Genomic DNA, 20,260 nt, shown 5'->3' on the forward strand with positions numbered 1-20,260 from the left:
TTTCAATCTTTTTTTTGAGTTATAAAAAATATTTATATATTGTTGAAAAGTAGTATTATGGATAAGATATGGCATACAAGACATATTGCTAAAATAATTAAAAATTTTATTTGGTTTATAATGCAACTTCATTTAGTCGTTAATACATTCGGTTCCGATTTACAACGTCGTTATGGCGAAAAGATCTATAAACTTACTTTACATGGTGGCTTTAGTTGTCCCAATCGAGATGGTACTATTGGTCAAGGTGGTTGTACTTTTTGTAATGTTGCCTCAATCATTGATGAATCTATTCAGGTTAAATCAATTTCTGAACAATTAACCTCGCAAGCCCAACAGATGAAAAAGTCTAAACGATACCTTGCTTATTTTCAAGCTTATACCAGCACCTACGCCGAGGTTGAAATTCTAAAAAGTATGTATGAAGAAGCCCTGAATAGTGCGGATATTGTTGGGCTTTGTGTTGGTACTCGCCCTGATTGTGTTCCTGATGAAGTACTTGATTTGCTTGCGAATTATCAATCCAATGGCTATGAAGTTTGGTTAGAACTTGGTTTACAAACTGCTCATAACAAAACCTTACACGATATTAATCGAGGGCATACTTTTGATGATTATTATCAAACCGTACAAAAGGCACGCAAGCTTGGCATTAAGGTCTGTACTCACTTAATTATTGGTTTACCGAAAGAAACCAAACAAGATAACTTTATAACCCTTAATCGTGTGCTCGACTGTGGTGTGGACGGTTTAAAATTACACCCTTTACATATTGTTGAAGGTAGTATTATGGCAAAAGCGTGGCGGGCTGGGCGGCTTCCAGTATTATCATTAGATGAATATGTCGATATTGCTGGCGATATCATTCGCCAAACTCCAGCCAATATTTTGTATCATCGCATATCAGCTAATGCCAGAAAACCAACTTTACTCGCCCCTGATTGGTGTGAAAACCATTGGCAATCGATGAATGCTGTTGATCACAATTTACGCCAGTTTGGTGCTCAAGGTAGTGCTATTGGTGATAGTTACTTTTTTAAATCATAAGTGGATTTAATGATTATGAAAAAGGACATCCTTTCATTTATCCACTTCGCCTTTTTATTAATAATTATTAATTTATTTTCAACCAATAAATATGAATGGATGATTTTTACAGGTGATCCAGACAACCTTTGCACGTTGCCATTAGGTGGAAGAAATAGTGAAGACGTTTTTCTTATCCTTACCATTCCCTTAATTTTGAGTTTATTTTTTATAAAAAATAGAAAAATAAGATATATCTATTTGTCCCTTGCTATTCTCTATTGTTTTTGGTCATTCTTTTTACGTTTTCAATGGTGCTAACAATTTCATTTAAAATTATTATAGTTTGAGAGATTATCAATAGCGTAACGCACTCACACTAAGAATAAAACCAAATTATAATGGTATAGACTCTTGAATTATTTTTACAAATGACAGTATGCTTATTCAACTGTCACTATGACCAAAATTTTCCAGCAAATTTGGTTATATAAAAATCAAACTTTGCACCCAAATAAATACTAAGTATATAATACGCCTTTCAAACTTGAGACAATCTGCATGCAACTGGCTTTTTGTATTTATAAATATTTTCCTTTTGGTGGTTTGCAACGTGATTTTTTGCAAATAGCCAAAGCTTGTCAAAATCGAGGACATAATGTTCGTGTTTATGTCATGGATTGGCAAGGCGATGTACCTTGTGGGTTTGACATTATTTGGGTACCTAAAAAGGGCTTATCCAACCATAGTCGTAATCAATCTTATTACTATTGGGTGAAGACTCATTTACAAGCAAATCCTGTTGATTGTGTAGTTGGCTTTAATAAAATGCCTGATTTGGATGTTTATTTTGCAGGTGATACTTGTTATGCCGAAAAGGTTTCACACAAGGGCTTTTTGTATAAATTGTCAAAACGCTGTAAGCACTATTTGGCTTTTGAAGATGCGGTATTTAATCAACATAGCCAAACCAAAGTTATGGTACTAACAAAACAGCAAATTAGTGATTTTGAGCACTATTATCATACTGATCCATCTCGATTTTACCTTTTGCCACCCGGTATTGCGCAAGATCGTCAATACAATTATGAGTCGCTAGCTAAAGGTAAGCAATTTAGGCAAGCCAATCAAATTGATGAACATAATTTTGTGATTGTGCAAATTGGATCAGATTTTAAGCGTAAGGGAGTAGATCGTTCTTTAACCGCCATTGCCGCACTACCATGCGATTTAAAACAAAAAGTGACTTTTTTAGTAGTGGGACAGGATAATCCCGAAGCTTATCAAAAACTGGCTAAGCAACTCGGCATTGAGTATCAAGTACGTTTTTTTGCAGGCCGTAATGATATCCCTGACTTTTTATTTGCGGCAGATTTGCTATTGCACCCTGCAAGACAAGAAGCTGCTGGTATGGTGCTTATTGAAGGGTTAGCCGCTGGAGTGCCAGTGATTGTGTCAAGCACTTCGGGCTATGCTTATCATATTGATGATGCCAATGCTGGGGTGATCCTTGCCGAACCTTTTGTACAAGCAGATCTCAATCAAGCGTTGCAAAATGCCATAACAAACCACGATCAGTTATTAACATGGCACAACAATGCAATACATTATGGTAAAACGGCTGATTTATATCATTTAGCCCAGCGTGCCGCAGATATTATTTTAGGTTGTGATCATTATGAATGAGTTGAAGTTAAAATGCCCTTTTGATGCTTTGTGGAAAAATAAAGATCCGTTTGCGGAAGTTGAGTTAATATCAGGCAAAGTCTATCGAGCGGTTAAGCAACGTAAGACGTTGAATTTTGAGCTTGGTGATGAATCGTATTTTATTAAAATTCATCGTGGTACAACCATTAAAGAGATTGTGAAGAATCTTATTTCGTTACGTTTACCTGTTTTAGATGCTAAGCAAGAGTGGGATGCGATTGAGCGTTTGGAGCAAGTTGGCGTTAATACGATGGATGGGCGAGCATTTGGTCGTAAGGGGCTAAATCCGCTGACTCGTCATTCGTTTATTGTGACAAGAGATCTTAACCCGACTGTGAGTTTAGAAGATTTTACTAAGCCATGGTTAACTAATCCACCTAGCTATCATATAAAGCGTTGTTTAGTGATTTATTTGGCAAAAATGGTTGCCCAAATGCATGCGGCTGGGGTTAATCATCGTGATTGTTATTTGTGTCACTTTTTGCTTGATATTCCGCTTTTTGAAAATCATCAGCAAATAAAATTATCGGTGATTGATTTACACCGTGCTCAGATCCGTAAAACAGTTCCTGTTCGTTGGCGTGATAAAGATTTAATTGGGCTTTATTTTTCAGCCATGAATATTGGGCTAACTGATCGTGATATTTGGCGTTTTTTGAAAGTGTATTTTAATCAACCTTTAAAAACGATTTTGCGTAATGAAGCTAAGTTAATTGCTAGTACGCATCAAAAAGTTGAACGAATTCGTAAAAGGACAGAAAAGTATCATCTTTAACAATAAGGATACGCTATGTTTATTGAACAAATTGATATTTCCGGATTTAAAGGTATTAGTCAACTATCTTTAAAATTAAATGCAAGTTCTAGCGTACTAATGGGTGAAAATCGTTGGGGGCGGTCAAGTTTAATCAGCGCTTTGCAATTGTTATCACTAGATAACAAGTTTTATCAATTTGTCGATTCCGATTTTTATCATGATCAATACCAATGTTATGGCGATAATATTATTATTAAAATCACTTATTGCCAATCACACTTACATGAATTAAATAATCAAGATTATCAACCATTACGCTCAGTTTCGTATCAATCACACCAAGATAATCTGCATCGTATCACTTATCAAATTTCTGCCAATAAACAAAATAACCAAATTATAACACAACATAAATTGCTCAATGCACAAGGCAATCCCTTTAATATAGAAAACGAAAAATTATTAATTGCAACATTAATCAAACTAAATCCAGTAATGACACTTAAAAATGCAATTAATCCTGAGCAATTAACTGTTACTAACGAACCATTATCCGAACACTACATTAGCCAACTTTCAAACCAACTAAAAGCCCATTCAGCCGAATTAACCCAAGATGAATTAGCTCGAGGCCTACAAGCCGCACGCTCATTATTAGAGTATTATTTTGTCGATCAAGCACACCGCAATCATTACAAACAAAAAAATGCCAAAAGTACACCAAGATCAGAAGATTGGAATGTTTTGGAACAAATTAATGATGTATTGGATAATCTTGATAATGATTATTTACGAACGGTATTTTTAGGAATTTTCGGCTCTATTATTGATGCTAAAGGGAATTATTCACTTTCACAAAGTTCAATGCCTATTTTAATTTTAGAAGAGCCTGAAAGTTTGTTACATCCAATCATTTTATCAGTTGCATTTCGCTTACTAAAAAACTTCCCTACACAAAAAATTATCACGTCTAACTCAAGTGATCTGGTATCGTTATTTTCATTAGAAAACCTTTATCGTTTAATTCGTCTGCCAGATAAAATTATTGCCAAATACATTGAACCTCATTCATTAAGCGTTAGTGATAGTCGCCGTATTGCGTTTCATATTCTTTATCGCCGATCAAATGCCTTATTTGCACGATGTTGGTTGTTAGTCGAGGGCGAAACCGAAGTGTGGTTGTTACGTGAACTAGCTGAACAAAGTGGTTATCATCTGAGTTCAGAGGGAGTTCAGCTTATTGAGTTTGCTCAGTGTGGTTTAAAACCGCTTATAAAATATGCCAATAAAATGGGAATTCATTGGTATGTAATTACTGATGGGGATATGGCGGGTAAAAAATATGCCGATACGGTAAAATCGTTATGTGGTGAAGATAAAAATCCTGATGATTACTTAACGGTTTTGCCTGCGCGAGACATTGAAAACTTTTTATTTAAACATGGTTTTAGTCATGTCTATAAACTTGCCGCTTATAATAAAACACAGCATATTGATCTGCCTGTACATCAAATTATTCAAAAAGCAATTCATAAAAGTTCAAAACCTGATCTTGCGATTGCCATTTGTGATGATGCAAAATCACGTGGTATAAACGCTATACCGCGTTTGCTAATGGATACTTTTTCGAGAATTATTAGTTCATCTAAAGGGTTAGTTTAGATAATTACATTTTGAAAAATATTTAAAATCGCTATCAAGAAGATAAAACTATTCCGCCAATATAAATCGGCGGAATAAAATAAAAATTAATGCTATTTGGAGATTCGTTTATATTTAGCACGTTTAGGCTCTAATGCTTCAGCACCTAATGTGCGCTTTTTCCATTCTTCGTATTCGGTAAAGTTACCTTCAAAGAATTCAACATGGCCTTCGTCTTGATAATCCAAAATATGGGTCGCAATACGATCTAAAAACCAACGGTCATGCGAAATCACTAAAGCACAACCCGGAAACTCTAATAATGCGTTTTCAAGCGCACGTAGCGTTTCAACATCTAAATCATTGGTTGGTTCATCGAGTAGTAATACATTACCACCCACTTGCAATAATTTAGCTAAATGTACACGCCCACGTTCACCACCTGAAAGTTCACCTACACGCTTTTGCTGATCAACACCTTTAAAGTTAAAACGACCAACATAAGCACGACTTGGTATTTCAAAATGGCCAATACGCATAATATCTTGACCGTTTGAAATTTCGTCCCAAACTGTTTTTTTGTCGTCCATACTGTCACGGAACTGATCAACTGATGCAAGTTGCACTGTTTCACCCAAAGTAATCGTGCCTGAATCAGGTTGTTCTTTGCCTGATAACATTCTAAATAGGGTTGATTTCCCCGCTCCATTTGGACCAATAATGCCAACAATTGCCCCTTTAGGAATACTAAAAGATAAGTTATCAATCAGCACACGATCGCCATACGATTTAGTTAGATTACTTACTTCAATCACTTTATCGCCTAAACGTTGTCCAGCTGGAATAAAGAGCTCGTTAGTTTCGTTACGTTTTTGGTAATCGTTACTGTTGAGTTCTTCAAAGCGAGCTAGACGGGCTTTGCTTTTTGCTTGGCGCCCTTTCGGATTTTGTCGTACCCACTCAAGTTCTTTTTCGATCGATTTACGACGTGCCGATTCGGTCGAGGCTTCTTTCGCTAGGCGCTGATCTTTTTGTTCAAGCCAAGATGAGTAGTTGCCTTCCCATGGAATTCCTTCACCACGGTCAAGCTCTAAAATCCAACCAGCTACGTTGTCTAGGAAGTAGCGATCGTGAGTTACTGCAACAACCGTACCTTCGTAGTCATGTAAGAATCGTTCTAACCATGCTACTGATTCGGCATCTAAGTGGTTGGTCGGTTCATCCATTAATAACATATCAGGCTTTTCAAGTAATAATTGACAAATTGCTACTCGACGGCGTTCACCACCTGATAAATTTTCAATTTTCGCATCCCAATCAGGTAAACGTAGTGCGTCAGCAGCTCGTTCTAATTGATTATCTAAATTATGCGCATCTTGTGCTTGAATAATGGCTTCAAGCTCTGCTTGTTCTTTGGCTAATTTGTCAAAATCGGCGTCAGGATCGGCATAAGCGGCATAGACTTCGTCTAATCGAGCTAGCGCTTTTTTCGCATCACCAACTGCTTGCTCAATGGCTTCACGTACAGTTTGTTTAGGATCTAATTTCGGTTCTTGGGGTAAATAACCAATTTTAATATCAGGTTGTGGGCGTGCTTCGCCTTCAATTTCGGTATCAACACCCGCCATAATTCGTAGTAAAGTGGATTTACCCGCTCCATTTAAACCGAGTACACCAATTTTTGCACCTGGAAAAAAACTTAAAGAAATATCTTTTAAAATATAGCGTTTAGGGGGAACAATCTTCCCTACGCGATTCATGGTATAAACATATTGCGCCATAAAACATCATCCGTTAATTTTGTTTAAAAATAGCAAACCACATCAGTTGCTATATAAATAATTGATGGCATATATTGTAATGATTCTGAGCATCGGGTCTAGGGTTATTTTTGAGAATATAGGTAAATCAATATTCGCTATACACAAAACTTAATGTAGGACTTGTATATGTATATTCATGCTTCGCCACAACGACCATAATGGTAACGGTGAAAAAATAGGAATAATTTCTAATCTAACGCCTACGCTTTTAAGAGGGTACACATACCGACACCATCTCTGAAAATCTAAAGATAGACATAGAACCCTTATAGAAATAATAGCCTTTAGCATGTAATAGAGATACCCAGAAATTTTTGTATCCCTCAACTCAATAATGTCATAGTCCAATTGATCATTAAAAACCGTTTTCCCATTTATTAGTTAGCTATCAATTTAAAAATGACTTTTAAATTTGATAGCATTTATTTAACCTATAACGACTGATAAATATCCAAGACGAATTATGATCAAAATAAAATGCGACGTTGAAGTAAAAAATAACTTTTATGTTAAGCTTTATAAGACTTGCGCTAATTAATCTGGTTGTGGAAAAAATAAAGAAATAGATTTAATATCTATAAGAAAAGGGCTTTATAAAAAGCATGATCATTTTTAAATACTCGTAATGGACAACAACATTAGTTGCCCATTACGATTTTAGTGATTATTTTATAGCACTATACTACTTATTACTCACTATCCTTTAAGGTACTACACAGACTACCCTGTGGGTTGTGAACAATGAAATATTATTAATACGTCTGAACATCCTCAAATCTTGGAGTGACACACATAAACCAATAAGATAATCATCAATTAATGACTGGCTATAAAACAAACATATTAATAATCCTATTTTAAATATCAATTTGATTTATATATTTTTTATGGTAAATTTTCACCTCGACAAAATGTTTGAGAGGACTGAACAGAACCAAGGTCATAATAATCACCCGAAATATATCCTGAATCATTAACAGCAAAAGGCTTATTGGCTCGATACATTTCAGATGTCCAAATATAGGATCCATTGTTATGATATCGCGAGACGGTTCCCCATTCTCCTAGAAATGTACCTAAATCACGGGAATGTCTATATGTCCTTGGTGTAGGAAGTGTAGCAGTACCTTCTGGTAAATCAGCATCAAGTGAATTAATTAATTCATTCCTTCTATACATATATTTTTGCCGCCAAGATTTTCCTGCGTCAGAAAAATCATTAATTTGTTCTCGTGTTGTTGCAGGTATTGCATGACCATCAATAATTTTACGACATTCATCAAACGCCACGTACTCACGATCAAAGTTAATAAAACCGCTACTTTTATAATCCTTCCTATGATCAACAAGAATTGCCCATTTTTTAGGTATCGGAAGAGTCACTTTACCAATATTTTTCCAACTGTTACCGTTATCTTCTGTGTACTCCATATTAATGGTTAATGGAGTCTTCGGTTTAAAACGATTATTATAAACAACCTGACAACCTTTCCCCAATTCTTTATTTCCGTTTCCTGATAAAGTTACCCAATTATTGATATTGCTAGCATCAAGTCTACAACGGTATTTTGACTGTTCATTCCCTGAACCTATTAAGTCAAACTTAATCCCTTTGAAACCAGTGATAGGTCGAAATGACTCGGCTATAAATCCTACACGAAATTGATTAACCTCCTTATAACCATTACCATTCCATACTGCCGAGTTATAGCCTTTAGGATATTTCGTTATATCATTACTAGCTGAATTAACATAAATACTATATGGTCGAGCGTAGCACAATTTTGGGCCACCTGAAAGCATAAATTGGTAAGTTATTTTGGGTTTGCTACCATAATGATTTTTATTGGGAATGCCATACTTAGTCGTTACGGCGATATCTTGTGCACTCAACTCTAAAGTATAAGGCCCCCCACATAGTGCCAACTCCTGATGTAAATCACTCACAACTTGAGAACCATCTTTCCAAGTTGCAGTTAACGTACCACCGACGGTAAAATTATCAGTAATTGAAGCATCACCATCATCATCCGCCACTTGCAAGTTAGAAATTGTATGTGCTTGTCCATCAGCAGTAACCAAAGCAATAACATCTGAAAACTTTGTACCAAAAGGGACTGTTAACGGTTTACCTCCATTGGAGATTGAATCATTAACTCCAATTTGTATTAGTTCGCCAGTGCTTTCTTGACTTGGCATCATAAAACCTAGCAACTCATCTAAATTTTTTAGTTTATTACCGACTTGATCATTCTGAGACGTTTTAAATTGTAGATAAGGCGCACTCCCTTCAATCACCTTTGTTGTGGTTGCGGATAAGGCAATAACATTACCCGATATCATTATACCCAACGTAGCAATTATAGTTCCATAAGCATAATGTTTAACATGTAAACTTGACGATATAATTCGTAAAATTTGGCCAAAAAACTTAGCTATTTTTAAAATAAACATTCGAGGTTGTTCAAAAGCTAACTTATTGCTTTTGTATATTTTATTATTCATAACTTCCATTTTTAATTACTTTTTCCTATAAAAAATCATTTGCATCCAAATCATAACTACTGATAAAACGCAAATTTGATCATATTTATTATATTATGTTAATTTTATGTAAAAAATAACTTTTTTGTTAAGATTTGTAAACATGTGATTAAATGAGTCTGATTATTAAAAATAATATATAACCATATGAAAATTATATTAAATAATAAGAAATAGACTGATTTTATAGTTTTAAATATTAGGTACCAATTTTGTAAAAAATAATCATCAAATTATTCATCATTGCATGTTGATGGGAATCGTTAACCTTATCTTTTTGGTACTAAAAAGTGGGGACATACCATTACGGTAAACAATGCGAGTAAGTTCTATAATTAACTTACTCGTAATAACCTCTGTAACTTCAAAAAGTTACAGAATCAAACTATTTGCTGAACAAATAAAACAAATTTAACTACGGCTTGACACAAGCAGCTCTAAGTTTATTATTAGTTGATTTAGAATCATATAAATCTCCATCCCCCAAATCGATTCGAATTGGTTCTCCTTTGTATGTATCAATTGCCCAATACCAATCTTGAGGATGACTAGTTTCCCAGTCATCAAGACCTAAATAGTGATTAGGATTGTTAAATAAGGTTCCCCATTCATTAAATAGCCCACCAATCCACTTGCCATTACCGCCGCGATAGCTTAATTGACGGCGATAATTATTGATATTTCTTCCAGGAATACCTCCAGTCCAAATATCATCATTATTTGCATTAGTATAATCTGCAACACTTGGCACTCGGTATCCAATTCGGTTACAGTAATTTTTTGCATCTTGCACAGATGCATTAATATTAGCCCCTTGGGCTATATACCATCTTTCAATTTTAAAACTATACAAGACGTTACTTTTGGCTCTATCTGAATAAAGCTTAAATGTAGAGGGACTAAAATTTTTATTAGCACTACGGTTTACTGGTCCTTTTAGTACTATCTTTAAAGCTACATCTCGTGAGCCTTTTCCCCAACCTGGTGTTCTTGCAGATGATAAAGCTAAACTAACTCCACTCCCTGATTCCGGAAATACTCTAGCGCCATTAGCTGAGATAATCTCTTCGGACGTTACGTTTGCTAATAATAAATAAAAATAAACATTATTTGTTCCTGTCGATGGGAAATTACGTTGTGGATTGTTTATATCTTGTGGTACAAATCCTTTTCCTTTTACCCAATCAGGACCATCTAAATCTTTGTATTCAGTATTATTACTGGAATCGTTTGATAAATTAGGTTGAGCATAACAAACCAATGGCGCACTTGGTTCAAAATAATCAGGATTCGATATCCATATCCATAAATCAACTGAACCTGCATCTCCGTCTGTACCATATTTTAGACACGGGTTTTCGAACGACGGTAATATTATGGCATCACTACGATGATTATTTACGCGACCATTTTTACTAGTTAATGCTTCTAAACTCCATGAATATGGCAATAATAACACGCCCAACACCAACAAGAGTTTTCGGGATAATTTGAGAGATAATTTGGAAAATATAAACGAGTTTCGTGCAAAAACTCGGCAAATAGGATTATTTAATAAATTTAAATCGTAGGTTTGCCAGTGCTTGTGCCTTGTGCCTTGTGCCAGAAATGATAATGCATTATTGTCTACCTGTCAAGTAATGTTTTGTTTTATTTGGATTTTTTATAATTATTTACTTATTTAATAAGCTTGTTTTCCTATAACCGTAAAAGTATAGCCGTTTAAAAATAGTTGGCTAGTTTTTTCGTGGATTTTTGTAAAAAACATACAAATGAAATAGTCCTGTTTGGCGGCGACCCTAGTTCTGTCATTAGCGTATTTTGACACTGCAAAAAAACAAGCATATTGACCTTATAGTGGTGTGTTTTTTTGCTCTAAAATCGTTCAGGTAGACTATTGATTTTATTAAATTTTTTATTTTGTTTTTGGTTAAATCAAGTGTTTATAGCGAGCTAAGATATTATGGTATCGTGATTTCGGACGTACTGTTTTTTGTAAATAAATTAATAATAGTGATCACGTCCGAAATCTGACCAACTAAAATAGACCATTACTTTCAACCACGATAGCGCAACCTATTAAAATAGCCAATCACAGTTATTTTGTTTTGTTTTTAGGTAAAGGTAAATATTTGGTGCCGACATGTAACATTTCGTCAGGATTTGTTTTGTTATATAATTTAGCTTGCCGCCTTAATTTATCTTCAATGGATTTTTCAATTTTAACTAGGTGTTTAATACCATAACTAATCGTTTTATAACGTTTGTTCTTACTGGTTAAAGGCACAAACAAATTTAATCGGGCTTTTTTTAGCACGCTATAAATGGTCGGGCGACTGACCATAAAGCGTTTAGCCAAATCAGTGATGGTTATTTTTTCTTTATGATATAAACGCCATATCTCTTGTCTGTGATAAGGCGTTAATTTTGTTTTACGTATATTCATTACCATATTTTCTCAGATTTACTGTAAATAATGCGAATAAATTCTACACATGAAGTATAAACAACTTAATGTTTTCCTACAATTAAACTTATCATAGTTCAAAAAATATCCTCTATATTTATCTTAATTCATACAGAGAATATTGCTCGTTATTTTATAAAAACGTAAAAAGTTGCTCTTTAGGTAAGCGTGATTTTGGTCGATGCGCATTGCCGTCATTTTCGGCTCGATAGCCTAATGTAGCAACAACAATACTTTTAAGTCCTTTGCTTTTGAGATCTAAAATCTCGTCCATTTTTTGGGCATCATATCCTTCAATAGCCGTTGAATCAATACCAATTGTTGCTGCTGCAAAAAGCAGTTGCCCCAATGCTAGATAAGCTTGTTTACTTTCCCAACATTGTTGCGATTCAATGGTTGCACTATTGAGCTTTACAAAGTGCCGACGACCTTGATCTTGTGCTTGTTTAAGATCGGCTGAAGGATATCTACCGTCTTTATCTTCTTGATTGAGTAGATTAACTAAATGGGCGTCGTCTAATGGTGTTTTAATACAAAAGACAATCGTATGCGAAGCGCCAGTCACCCTTGGTTGATTAAATTCAAGTATAGCTGGTAAAATTTTATTCTTTGCCTCGTTGTTCTCGATAACATAAAAATGCCATGGTTGTGAGTTAACTGATGATGGACTGTTTCTTAAAACCGTTAATAATTGTTCAATCTTATCGGCAGGAATTTTTTTTGTTGGATCATAATGTTTGGTAGTGTAGCGTTTTTGAGAAATATCAACTATGTTCATTATTATGCCCTCGTGAGTTATTCTTTTCACCATTATAATTCGGTTTTATTATGTCTCAACTTATTATTTTAATAGATTTGTCAAATAGTAAAGCAATATTTATTAGTATTATATATTTGTCACTTCTTTAATAAAAAATAAATATATTAAGATTGACAGAAAATAATCATTGACACCACAAATATCATTTGGTAAAAATATCATCAGTTTTAGTTTTCATTAATTACAATCCAAATAGAGATTTTTTTATGTTTGTTAACTATTTATCACTCGACCTCAGCCTCCTCCTCGCATTAACTTGCGCGGATAGCTTGTGTGTGGAGTAAAAAGAAGTAGTTAAATAAACAACTCAACAAATTAACAAGAACCCGCGCTAAAGTGCGGGTTTTTTGTTTTTTTAACTTGAAATACCGAGATAGCGCTAAAATATATAAAAGGAAAAACAATGAGCGATCAAGTCATTATTTTTGATACAACGTTACGCGATGGTGAACAAGCATTACAAGCAAGTTTGAGCGTTAAAGAAAAGTTACAAATAGCGCTTGCTTTGGAGCGAATGCGGGTCGATGTGATGGAAGTTGGCTTTCCTGTTTCATCTCCCGGTGATTTTGAATCAGTTCAAACGATTGCTAAGACCATTAAAGATAGCTGTGTTTGTGCATTGTCTCGTTGTGTTGATAAAGATATTGATGTTGCTGCCGAGGCATTAAAAGTTGCAGATCAGTTTCGAATTCATACTTTTATGGCAACATCAACCTTACATGTTAAGGATAAATTAAAAATGACATTTGATGATGTCATTGAAAGAGCTGTGCACTGTATTAAACGTGCACGTAATTATACTAATGATGTGGAGTTTTCTTGTGAAGATGCAGGCCGTACCCCAATTGATAACTTATGTCGTATCGTTGAAGCAGCAATTAAAGCAGGGGCAAGAACGATCAATATTCCGGATACTGTCGGTTATACTGTCCCTTATCAATTTGGTGGCATTATTCATACCCTATTTGAACGTGTCCCGAACATTGATAAGGCGATTATCTCTGTTCATTGTCATGATGACTTGGGCATGTCGGTGGCTAACTCGATTAGCGCGGTTCAAGAAGGTGCTCGGCAAATTGAAGGGGCGATGAATGGTTTAGGCGAACGTGCGGGTAATACCGCACTTGAAGAAGTTATTATGGCGATTAAAGTTCGTCAAAATATCTTAAACGTTCACACAAATATTAATCACCAAGAGATTTATCGTACCAGCCAAATTGTTAGCCAAATTACTAACATGCCAATTCCGGGTAATAAAGCAATTATTGGTAGTAACGCTTTTGCCCACTCCTCAGGAATTCATCAAGATGGGGTTTTAAAAAATCGTGAAACTTACGAAATTATGACCCCTGAATCAATCGGATTAAATCAAATCCAATTAAATTTAACCTCTCGTTCAGGACGAGCCGCCGTTAAACATCGTTTAGAAGAACTTGGTTATCACGATAAAGATTATAACTTAGATCAAGTCTATGAGGCATTTTTAGAATTAGCTGATAAAAAAGGCCAAGTATTCGATTATGATTTAGAGGCATTAATATTTATCAATCAATTAAAAGATGAAAAAGAACATTATGTTTTAGATTATTTTAATGTTCAATCAGGTTCGACGGTTGTTTCAACCGCTTCGGTTAGCTTGTTAATTGGTGATAAAAAGTATTCTGATGCTGCAACAGGTAACGGTCCTGTTGATGCTGTTTATCAAGCTATCAACCGTATTACTGGCGAGCCTATTTCGATTGTAAAATATCAGTTAGCTTCTAAAGGACAAGGTGAAAATGCTTTAGGACAAGTTGATATTGTTGCCGAATATAAAGGTCGTAAGTTCCATGGTGTTGGGCTTGCAACCGACATTGTTCACTCATCGGCTTTGGCTTTAATTAATGTATTGAATAATGTATATAGAGCAAATCAAGTTGCACAAGAAAAACAAAAATTACATCATGACTAAAAAATAATTTGTTTTGCCGTTTAACAGCAAAACATGAAAATTAATTTAGATTGTAAAGGAATAAAAAATGTCACAAAACTACCATATTGCAGTACTTCCCGGCGACGGTATTGGCCCTGAAGTAATGAGACAAGCCTATAAAGTATTAGATGTTATCCGCCAAAAATATCAGCTTTCTATTACTACTAGTGAATATGATGTGGGCGGCGCAGCAATTGATATTCATGGTTGCCCATTACCTAATGAAACACTTGAAGGCTGTGAAAAAGCTGACGCTATTTTATTTGGTTCAGTGGGTGGTCCTAAATGGTCTAATTTGCCACCTGAAAAGCAACCTGAACGTGGTGCGTTATTGCCACTACGTAAACACTTCAAATTATTTGCTAATATGCGCCCTGCTCGTTTATATCAAGGCTTAGAAGATCTTTGCCCATTACGCACCGATATTGCAGAGCGTGGATTTGATATTTTATGTATGCGCGAATTAACTGGCGGTATTTATTTTGGATTACCTAAAGGACGTGAAGGTAGTGGTGCTCAAGAAAAAGCATTTGATACTGAAGTTTATCATCGTTTTGAGATAGAACGTATTGCAAAAATGGGGTTTGAAGCCGCACGTTTACGTCGCAAAAAAGTAACTTCAATTGATAAAGCCAACGTATTACAAACTTCAATTTTGTGGCGTGAGGTGGTTAATGAAGTAGCTAAAAACTACCCTGATATCGAACTTGAGCATATGTATATCGATAATGCCACAATGCAACTTGTTAAAGATCCGTCTCAATTCGATGTTATTTTATGCTCAAATTTATTTGGAGATATATTATCCGATGAATGTGCCATGATAACTGGTTCAATGGGGATGTTACCTTCTGCTAGTCTTAATGAACAAGGCTTTGGCTTATATGAACCTGCTGGTGGTAGCGCACCTGACATTGCTGGCAAAAATATTGCTAATCCTGCTGCACAAATTTTGTCATTAGCCTTGTTAGTCCGTTACAGCTTTAAACGTGATGATATTGCCTCAGCTATCGAAACAGCAGTAAATAAAGCATTAGAGCAAGGCTATCGTACTATCGATCTTGCACAAAAAGAACAACCCGTTTCAACTGATGAAATGGGAGACATTATTTGTAAGCTTATTTAGTTGAATTAGCTATGTAAAATGTGTAGTAAAAAGATACTCAAGTATGCAGAATAAACTGCTACTTGTATCCTTTTTAATTCAATTAATTATAGGATTAGTAAATAATGTCAAAGTTTAAAACTAATACCAGTTGTAAAAAATAATAAGGAATCTGCAATGTCAAAAACACTGTATCAGAAATTATATGATGCGCATGTCGTTTATGAAGCTCCAAATGAAACGCCTATTTTATATATCGATCGTCATTTAGTTCATGAAGTCACCTCTCCACAGGCCTTTGATGGCTTACGTGCAATGAATCGTAAAGTTCGCCAGCCCAATAAGACTTTTGCAACTATGGATCATAACACTTCAACCAAAAGTAATGATTTAAGTGCCTGTAGCGAAATGGCTCGCATTCAGTTAACCGAACTGGCAAAAAATGCCAAAGAGTTTGGTGTTTCGTTATATGATTTACAAAGCCCATTACGTGGTATTGTCCATGTAGTCGGCCCTGAGCAAGGTATGACTTTACCGGGTATGACTATTGTGTGTGGTGATTCGCACACTGCTACACATGGCGCATTTGGTGCATTAGCTTTTGGTATTGGTACTTCCGAAGTTGAGCATGTGTTAGCAACTCAAACCTTAAAACAAGGTCGTGCTAAAACCATGAAAATTGAAGTTAAAGGGCAAGTTGCTGACGGCATTACCGCTAAAGATATTATTTTAGCTATCATTGGCAAAACAACCAGCGCTGGCGGTACTGGGCATGTGGTTGAGTTTTGTGGTGATGCGATTAAATCATTATCAATGGAAGGACGTATGACGTTGTGTAATATGGCAATTGAAATGGGAGCTAAAGCTGGCATAATTGCACCAGATGAAGTGACTTTTGAGTACTTAAAAGGTCGTCAATTTTCACCAAAAGGTGAAGACTTCGACAAAGCGGTTGCTTATTGGAAAACGCTAAAAACCGACGAAGGTGCACATTTTGATACAGTTGTGACGTTAGAAGGAAAAGATATCGCACCACAAGTCACTTGGGGAACGAATCCTGGTCAAGTAACTTCAATTGATGCAACAGTACCGAATCCTAATGATTTTGCTGATCCTATTGAAAAACACTCTGCAGAGCGTGCATTAACTTATATGGGATTAACCGCTGGCACCAAAATGACTGATATTAAGATCAATAAAGTGTTTATTGGTTCTTGTACAAACTCACGTATAGAAGATTTACGAGCTGCTGCGCAAATTGCTAAAGGCCGTAAAGTGGCTGAAGGTGTACAAGCATTAGTTGTACCCGGTTCAGGACCAGTGAAAGAACAAGCTGAAGCCGAAGGATTAGATAAGATTTTTATTGATGCAGGATTTGAATGGCGCTTACCGGGTTGCTCTATGTGTCTTGCAATGAACGATGATAAATTAGCACCGGGAGATCGCTGTGCATCAACCAGCAACCGTAATTTTGAAGGTCGCCAAGGACGTGATGCTAGAACACATTTAGTTAGTCCTGCTATGGCAGCAGCCGCAGCTATTACTGGTCATTTTACAGATATTCGCAAACCATTTTAAGGAGAGACTTGTCATGGCAAAATTTACAAAACATACTGGGCTAGTCGTTCCTTTGGATGCGGCTAATGTTGATACAGATGCAATCATTCCAAAACAGTTTTTACAGAAAGTAACACGCACTGGATTTGGTAAACATGCCTTTCATGAATGGCGCTTTTTAGATGATGCTGGCGAGCAACCTAACCCTGAATTTGTCTTGAATAAACCCCGCTATAAAGGTGCCAGTATTTTATTAACACGTGAAAATTTTGGTTGCGGTTCTTCTCGTGAACATGCTCCATGGGCACTTGCTGATTATGGATTTAAAACCATTATTGGTTCAAGTTTTGCCGATATTTTTTACAATAACTCATTTAACAATCAGTTATTACTGGTTAATTTATCCGAAGAAGATATCGATGAGCTATTTAAAATTGTCGAAGCTAATGAAGGCGTTGAATTTACCATCGATTTAGTTAATGAAGTGGTCATTGCCGGCGACAAGCAATATTCATTTAAAATCGATGCATTTAAACGTCATTGTCTATTAAATGGGTTAGATAATATTGGTTTAACCTTACAACATGAAGATGCAATTAGCGACTTTGAACATAAAATCCCAAGCTTTTTAGCTTAATTTTATTAAAGGGCGCAAATTGCGCCCATGATTAAAATAAGCGATATAATTTAAATTCAAATTTAAAGCTGTTTTCGTTGACTTGATGGTGGAATTGATAAGGCTTCACGGTATTTTGCTACGGTGCGACGTGCAATAATAATGCCTTTTTCTTCAAGCATCGAAACTAATTTACTATCACTTAATGGCTTTTTACTATTTTCTGCCGATATATATTTTTTAATTAATGCTTGGATAGCAGTAGATGAAACCTCACCGCCTGAATCATTATTAACATGACTTGAGAAAAAGAATTTAAGTTCATAAATTCCGCTTGGACAATGCAGATATTTTTGAGTTGTTACACGAGAAATGGTCGATTCATGCATATCAATTGCCGTTGCAACATCAGACAAAATCATTGGTTTCATGTATTCAGCGCCGTGTTCAAAAAAGGCTTGCTGATGCTCAACAATAAATTGGCTGACTTTTAATAAGGTTTCGTTACGGTTTTCGATGCTTTTAATAAACCAATTAGCTTCTTGCAGATGAGATCTAATATATTGCCCATCACTTTCATTTGCTAATTTTGCCATATCGGCGTATTGCTGGTTAATACGTAAAGCTGGAACTGTATCACTATTTAAATACACAATCCATTTTCCTTGTACCTTTTTTACCATGACATCAGGTATGACATAGTCTGGAGAAGCAGTATTAACCAAATCGCCAGGATAAGGTTGTAAACGTTGTATAAAATCAACAGCCTCTTTTAATTGTTCATCTGTTGTATTTAACACTTTTTTTAAGTTTCTATAATCGCGTATGGCTAATAAGTCTAAATAATTATCAATAATTTGTTTAACTAATGGTGGAGTGTCTAAATGTTGAATTTGAATAGACAAACACTCTTGTAACGATCTGGCACCAACACCGATAGGATCAAAATTCCATATTCGTTTCAATACTGCTTCAACTTCGGCCATTTCGATTTCATCATTACCTTGTTCTTCAAGTATTTCTTCTGTTGAAACTGTTAAATAGCCTCTCTCATCTATAGCTTCAATAATAGATACCGCTATCGCCCTATCTGTATCGCTAAACGGTGTTAGTTCAAGTTGCCATTCCAGATAATCATGTAATGTTTCGTGAGTTTCACCTTGATAGATAGGCAATTCATCATTACGGTAATCTGAGTTAGTTCCAGATGGAGTTCCTGCACTATAAATATCATCTAAAGATGCATCCAGTGGAATATCATCGGGAATCTCTTTGCTATCTAAAGCCTCACGCGTATCAATATTTTCTGTTTCATCGTTTTGTTTAACGTTCACTTCGTCATATTGATCATCAACTTCAAGCAATGGATTGTTTTCAAGCGCAGTTTGTATTTCTTGTTGGAGTTCTAAAGTTGACAACTGTAGTAATTTAATCGCCAATTGTAATTGTGGCGTCATGGATAATTGTTGAGAGACTTTCAGTTGTAAACTGGTTTTCATCATAATCTGAACTCGTTTCCTAAGTAAACGCGTTTTACATATTCGTTACTTAAGATGTCATTTGGTGAACCTTCAGCAATTAAATGTCCTTTATTAACAATGTAAGCACGTTCGCAAACATCTAACGTTTCACGTACATTGTGATCGGTTATTAATACACCCAACCCTCGATCACGTAGATGCTTAATAATATTTTTGATATCTATCACCGAAATTGGATCAACCCCAGCAAAAGGTTCATCAAGTAAAATAAATTTAGGATTAGCTGCTAACGCCCTTGCTATTTCTACTCGACGTCTTTCTCCACCTGATAGAGATTGTCCTATGCTGTCACGAATATGAGAAATATGGAACTCTTCGAGTAATTCTTCGGCACGATCGATTTTCTCATTTTTATCAATATCTTTGCGCGTTTCTAAAATCGCCATAATGTTATCTATAACAGACAATTTTCTAAAAATAGACGCTTCTTGTGGTAAATAGCCAATACCTTTTTGAGCTCGCTCATGTAAAGGTAAAATGCTGATATCATGATCATCAAGGTAAATTTTACCTGCATTTAATGTCACTATACCAACCACCATATAAAAAGTAGTCGTTTTACCCGCACCATTGGGGCCCAATAATCCAACAATTTCGCCTGAGTTGACAGTTAAACTTACATCTTCAACAACTCGTCTTTTTTTGTATACTTTGGCCAGATTTTCCGCTTTTAAAATTGACATT

Annotated in this window: 16 protein-coding genes; 9 read left to right on the forward strand and 7 right to left on the reverse strand. The window is 35.5% G+C overall.

Annotation, left to right across the window (positions count from 1 at the left end; translation table 11 throughout):
* Nucleotides 1-120: 120 nt before the first annotated feature.
* From A9G32_RS04030 to A9G32_RS04045, 5 genes are all read left to right on the forward strand, one after another.
* Nucleotides 121-1,047 (forward strand): TIGR01212 family radical SAM protein, encoded by a 927-nt coding sequence (locus A9G32_RS04030; RefSeq protein WP_065590061.1) that lies wholly within the window; start codon nt 121-123, stop codon nt 1,045-1,047.
* Between the two features lie 15 nt (nt 1,048-1,062).
* Entirely contained in the window at nt 1,063-1,347 is a 285-nt protein-coding gene (locus A9G32_RS13565) for a DUF2645 family protein (RefSeq protein WP_176701131.1), read from the forward strand.
* A 240-nt stretch (nt 1,348-1,587) separates the two neighbouring features.
* The gene (locus A9G32_RS04035; RefSeq protein WP_065590056.1) at nt 1,588-2,712 is read left to right on the forward strand and encodes a glycosyltransferase family 4 protein; all 1,125 of its coding nucleotides are present in this window, start codon (nt 1,588-1,590) and stop codon (nt 2,710-2,712) included.
* Nucleotides 2,705-3,508, forward strand: a complete 804-nt coding sequence (gene rfaP / locus A9G32_RS04040) for a lipopolysaccharide core heptose(I) kinase RfaP (protein WP_065590055.1) — start codon at nt 2,705-2,707, stop codon at nt 3,506-3,508. Before A9G32_RS04035 ends, rfaP begins: the two co-directional genes overlap by 8 nt.
* Nucleotides 3,509-3,523: 15 nt before the next feature.
* A complete protein-coding gene (locus A9G32_RS04045; RefSeq protein ID WP_065590054.1) occupies nt 3,524-5,152 on the forward strand; it encodes a DUF2813 domain-containing protein in 1,629 nt (542 codons plus the stop codon).
* Nucleotides 5,153-5,244: 92 nt separating this feature from the next.
* Here A9G32_RS04045 and ettA read toward each other — a convergent pair whose 3' ends face one another.
* The 5 genes from ettA to nfsB all read right to left on the reverse strand — a co-directional run bounded on the left by ettA (nt 5,245) and on the right by nfsB (nt 12,743).
* Nucleotides 5,245-6,912: an energy-dependent translational throttle protein EttA gene (gene ettA, locus A9G32_RS04050; RefSeq protein ID WP_065640641.1), complete on the reverse strand. Its 1,668-nt coding sequence runs from the start codon at nt 6,910-6,912 to the stop codon at nt 5,245-5,247.
* 927 nt (nt 6,913-7,839) lie between these two features.
* Nucleotides 7,840-9,459, reverse strand: coding sequence for a hypothetical protein (locus A9G32_RS04055; protein ID WP_141672723.1), 1,620 nt, complete (start codon nt 9,457-9,459; stop codon nt 7,840-7,842).
* A 454-nt stretch (nt 9,460-9,913) separates the two neighbouring features.
* A complete protein-coding gene (locus A9G32_RS04060) occupies nt 9,914-10,957 on the reverse strand; it encodes a hypothetical protein (protein WP_065639517.1) in 1,044 nt (347 codons plus the stop codon).
* Nucleotides 10,958-11,596: 639 nt separating this feature from the next.
* Nucleotides 11,597-11,944 carry an HTH domain-containing protein gene (locus A9G32_RS04065; protein WP_065589831.1) on the reverse strand — a complete coding sequence of 116 codons (348 nt, stop codon included), beginning with the start codon at nt 11,942-11,944 and terminating at the stop codon, nt 11,597-11,599.
* A 154-nt stretch (nt 11,945-12,098) separates the two neighbouring features.
* Nucleotides 12,099-12,743, reverse strand: coding sequence for an oxygen-insensitive NAD(P)H nitroreductase (gene nfsB, locus A9G32_RS04070; protein ID WP_065589832.1), 645 nt, complete (start codon nt 12,741-12,743; stop codon nt 12,099-12,101).
* 445 nt (nt 12,744-13,188) lie between these two features.
* On the opposite strand from nfsB, the gene leuA reads away from it, so the two are divergent.
* The 4 genes from leuA (at nt 13,189) to leuD (ending at nt 18,056) form a co-directional block, all read left to right on the forward strand.
* Entirely contained in the window at nt 13,189-14,736 is a 1,548-nt protein-coding gene (gene leuA, locus A9G32_RS04075; protein WP_065589833.1) for a 2-isopropylmalate synthase, read from the forward strand.
* A gap of 67 nt (nt 14,737-14,803) precedes the next feature.
* Entirely contained in the window at nt 14,804-15,883 is a 1,080-nt protein-coding gene (gene leuB, locus A9G32_RS04080; RefSeq protein ID WP_065561213.1) for a 3-isopropylmalate dehydrogenase, read from the forward strand.
* A 156-nt stretch (nt 15,884-16,039) separates the two neighbouring features.
* Nucleotides 16,040-17,440 (forward strand): 3-isopropylmalate dehydratase large subunit, encoded by a 1,401-nt coding sequence (leuC, locus tag A9G32_RS04085; RefSeq protein ID WP_065589834.1) that lies wholly within the window; start codon nt 16,040-16,042, stop codon nt 17,438-17,440.
* 13 nt (nt 17,441-17,453) lie between these two features.
* Nucleotides 17,454-18,056: a 3-isopropylmalate dehydratase small subunit gene (gene leuD / locus A9G32_RS04090; protein ID WP_065568790.1), complete on the forward strand. Its 603-nt coding sequence runs from the start codon at nt 17,454-17,456 to the stop codon at nt 18,054-18,056.
* A 62-nt stretch (nt 18,057-18,118) separates the two neighbouring features.
* Here the strand turns inward: leuD and A9G32_RS04095 are convergent, their stop codons facing one another.
* Both A9G32_RS04095 and lptB read right to left on the reverse strand, forming a co-directional pair.
* A complete protein-coding gene (locus A9G32_RS04095) occupies nt 18,119-19,534 on the reverse strand; it encodes an RNA polymerase factor sigma-54 (protein WP_065589842.1) in 1,416 nt (471 codons plus the stop codon).
* Nucleotides 19,534-20,259 carry an LPS export ABC transporter ATP-binding protein gene (gene lptB, locus A9G32_RS04100; RefSeq protein WP_034913235.1) on the reverse strand — a complete coding sequence of 242 codons (726 nt, stop codon included), beginning with the start codon at nt 20,257-20,259 and terminating at the stop codon, nt 19,534-19,536. The genes A9G32_RS04095 and lptB overlap by 1 nt, the downstream gene beginning before the upstream one ends.
* Nucleotide 20,260 lies beyond the last annotated feature (1 nt).

Origin of the sequence: Gilliamella sp. Gris3-2 (genome assembly GCF_001690345.1) — a bacterium.
GTDB lineage: Bacteria > Pseudomonadota > Gammaproteobacteria > Enterobacterales > Orbaceae > Gilliamella > Gilliamella bombi.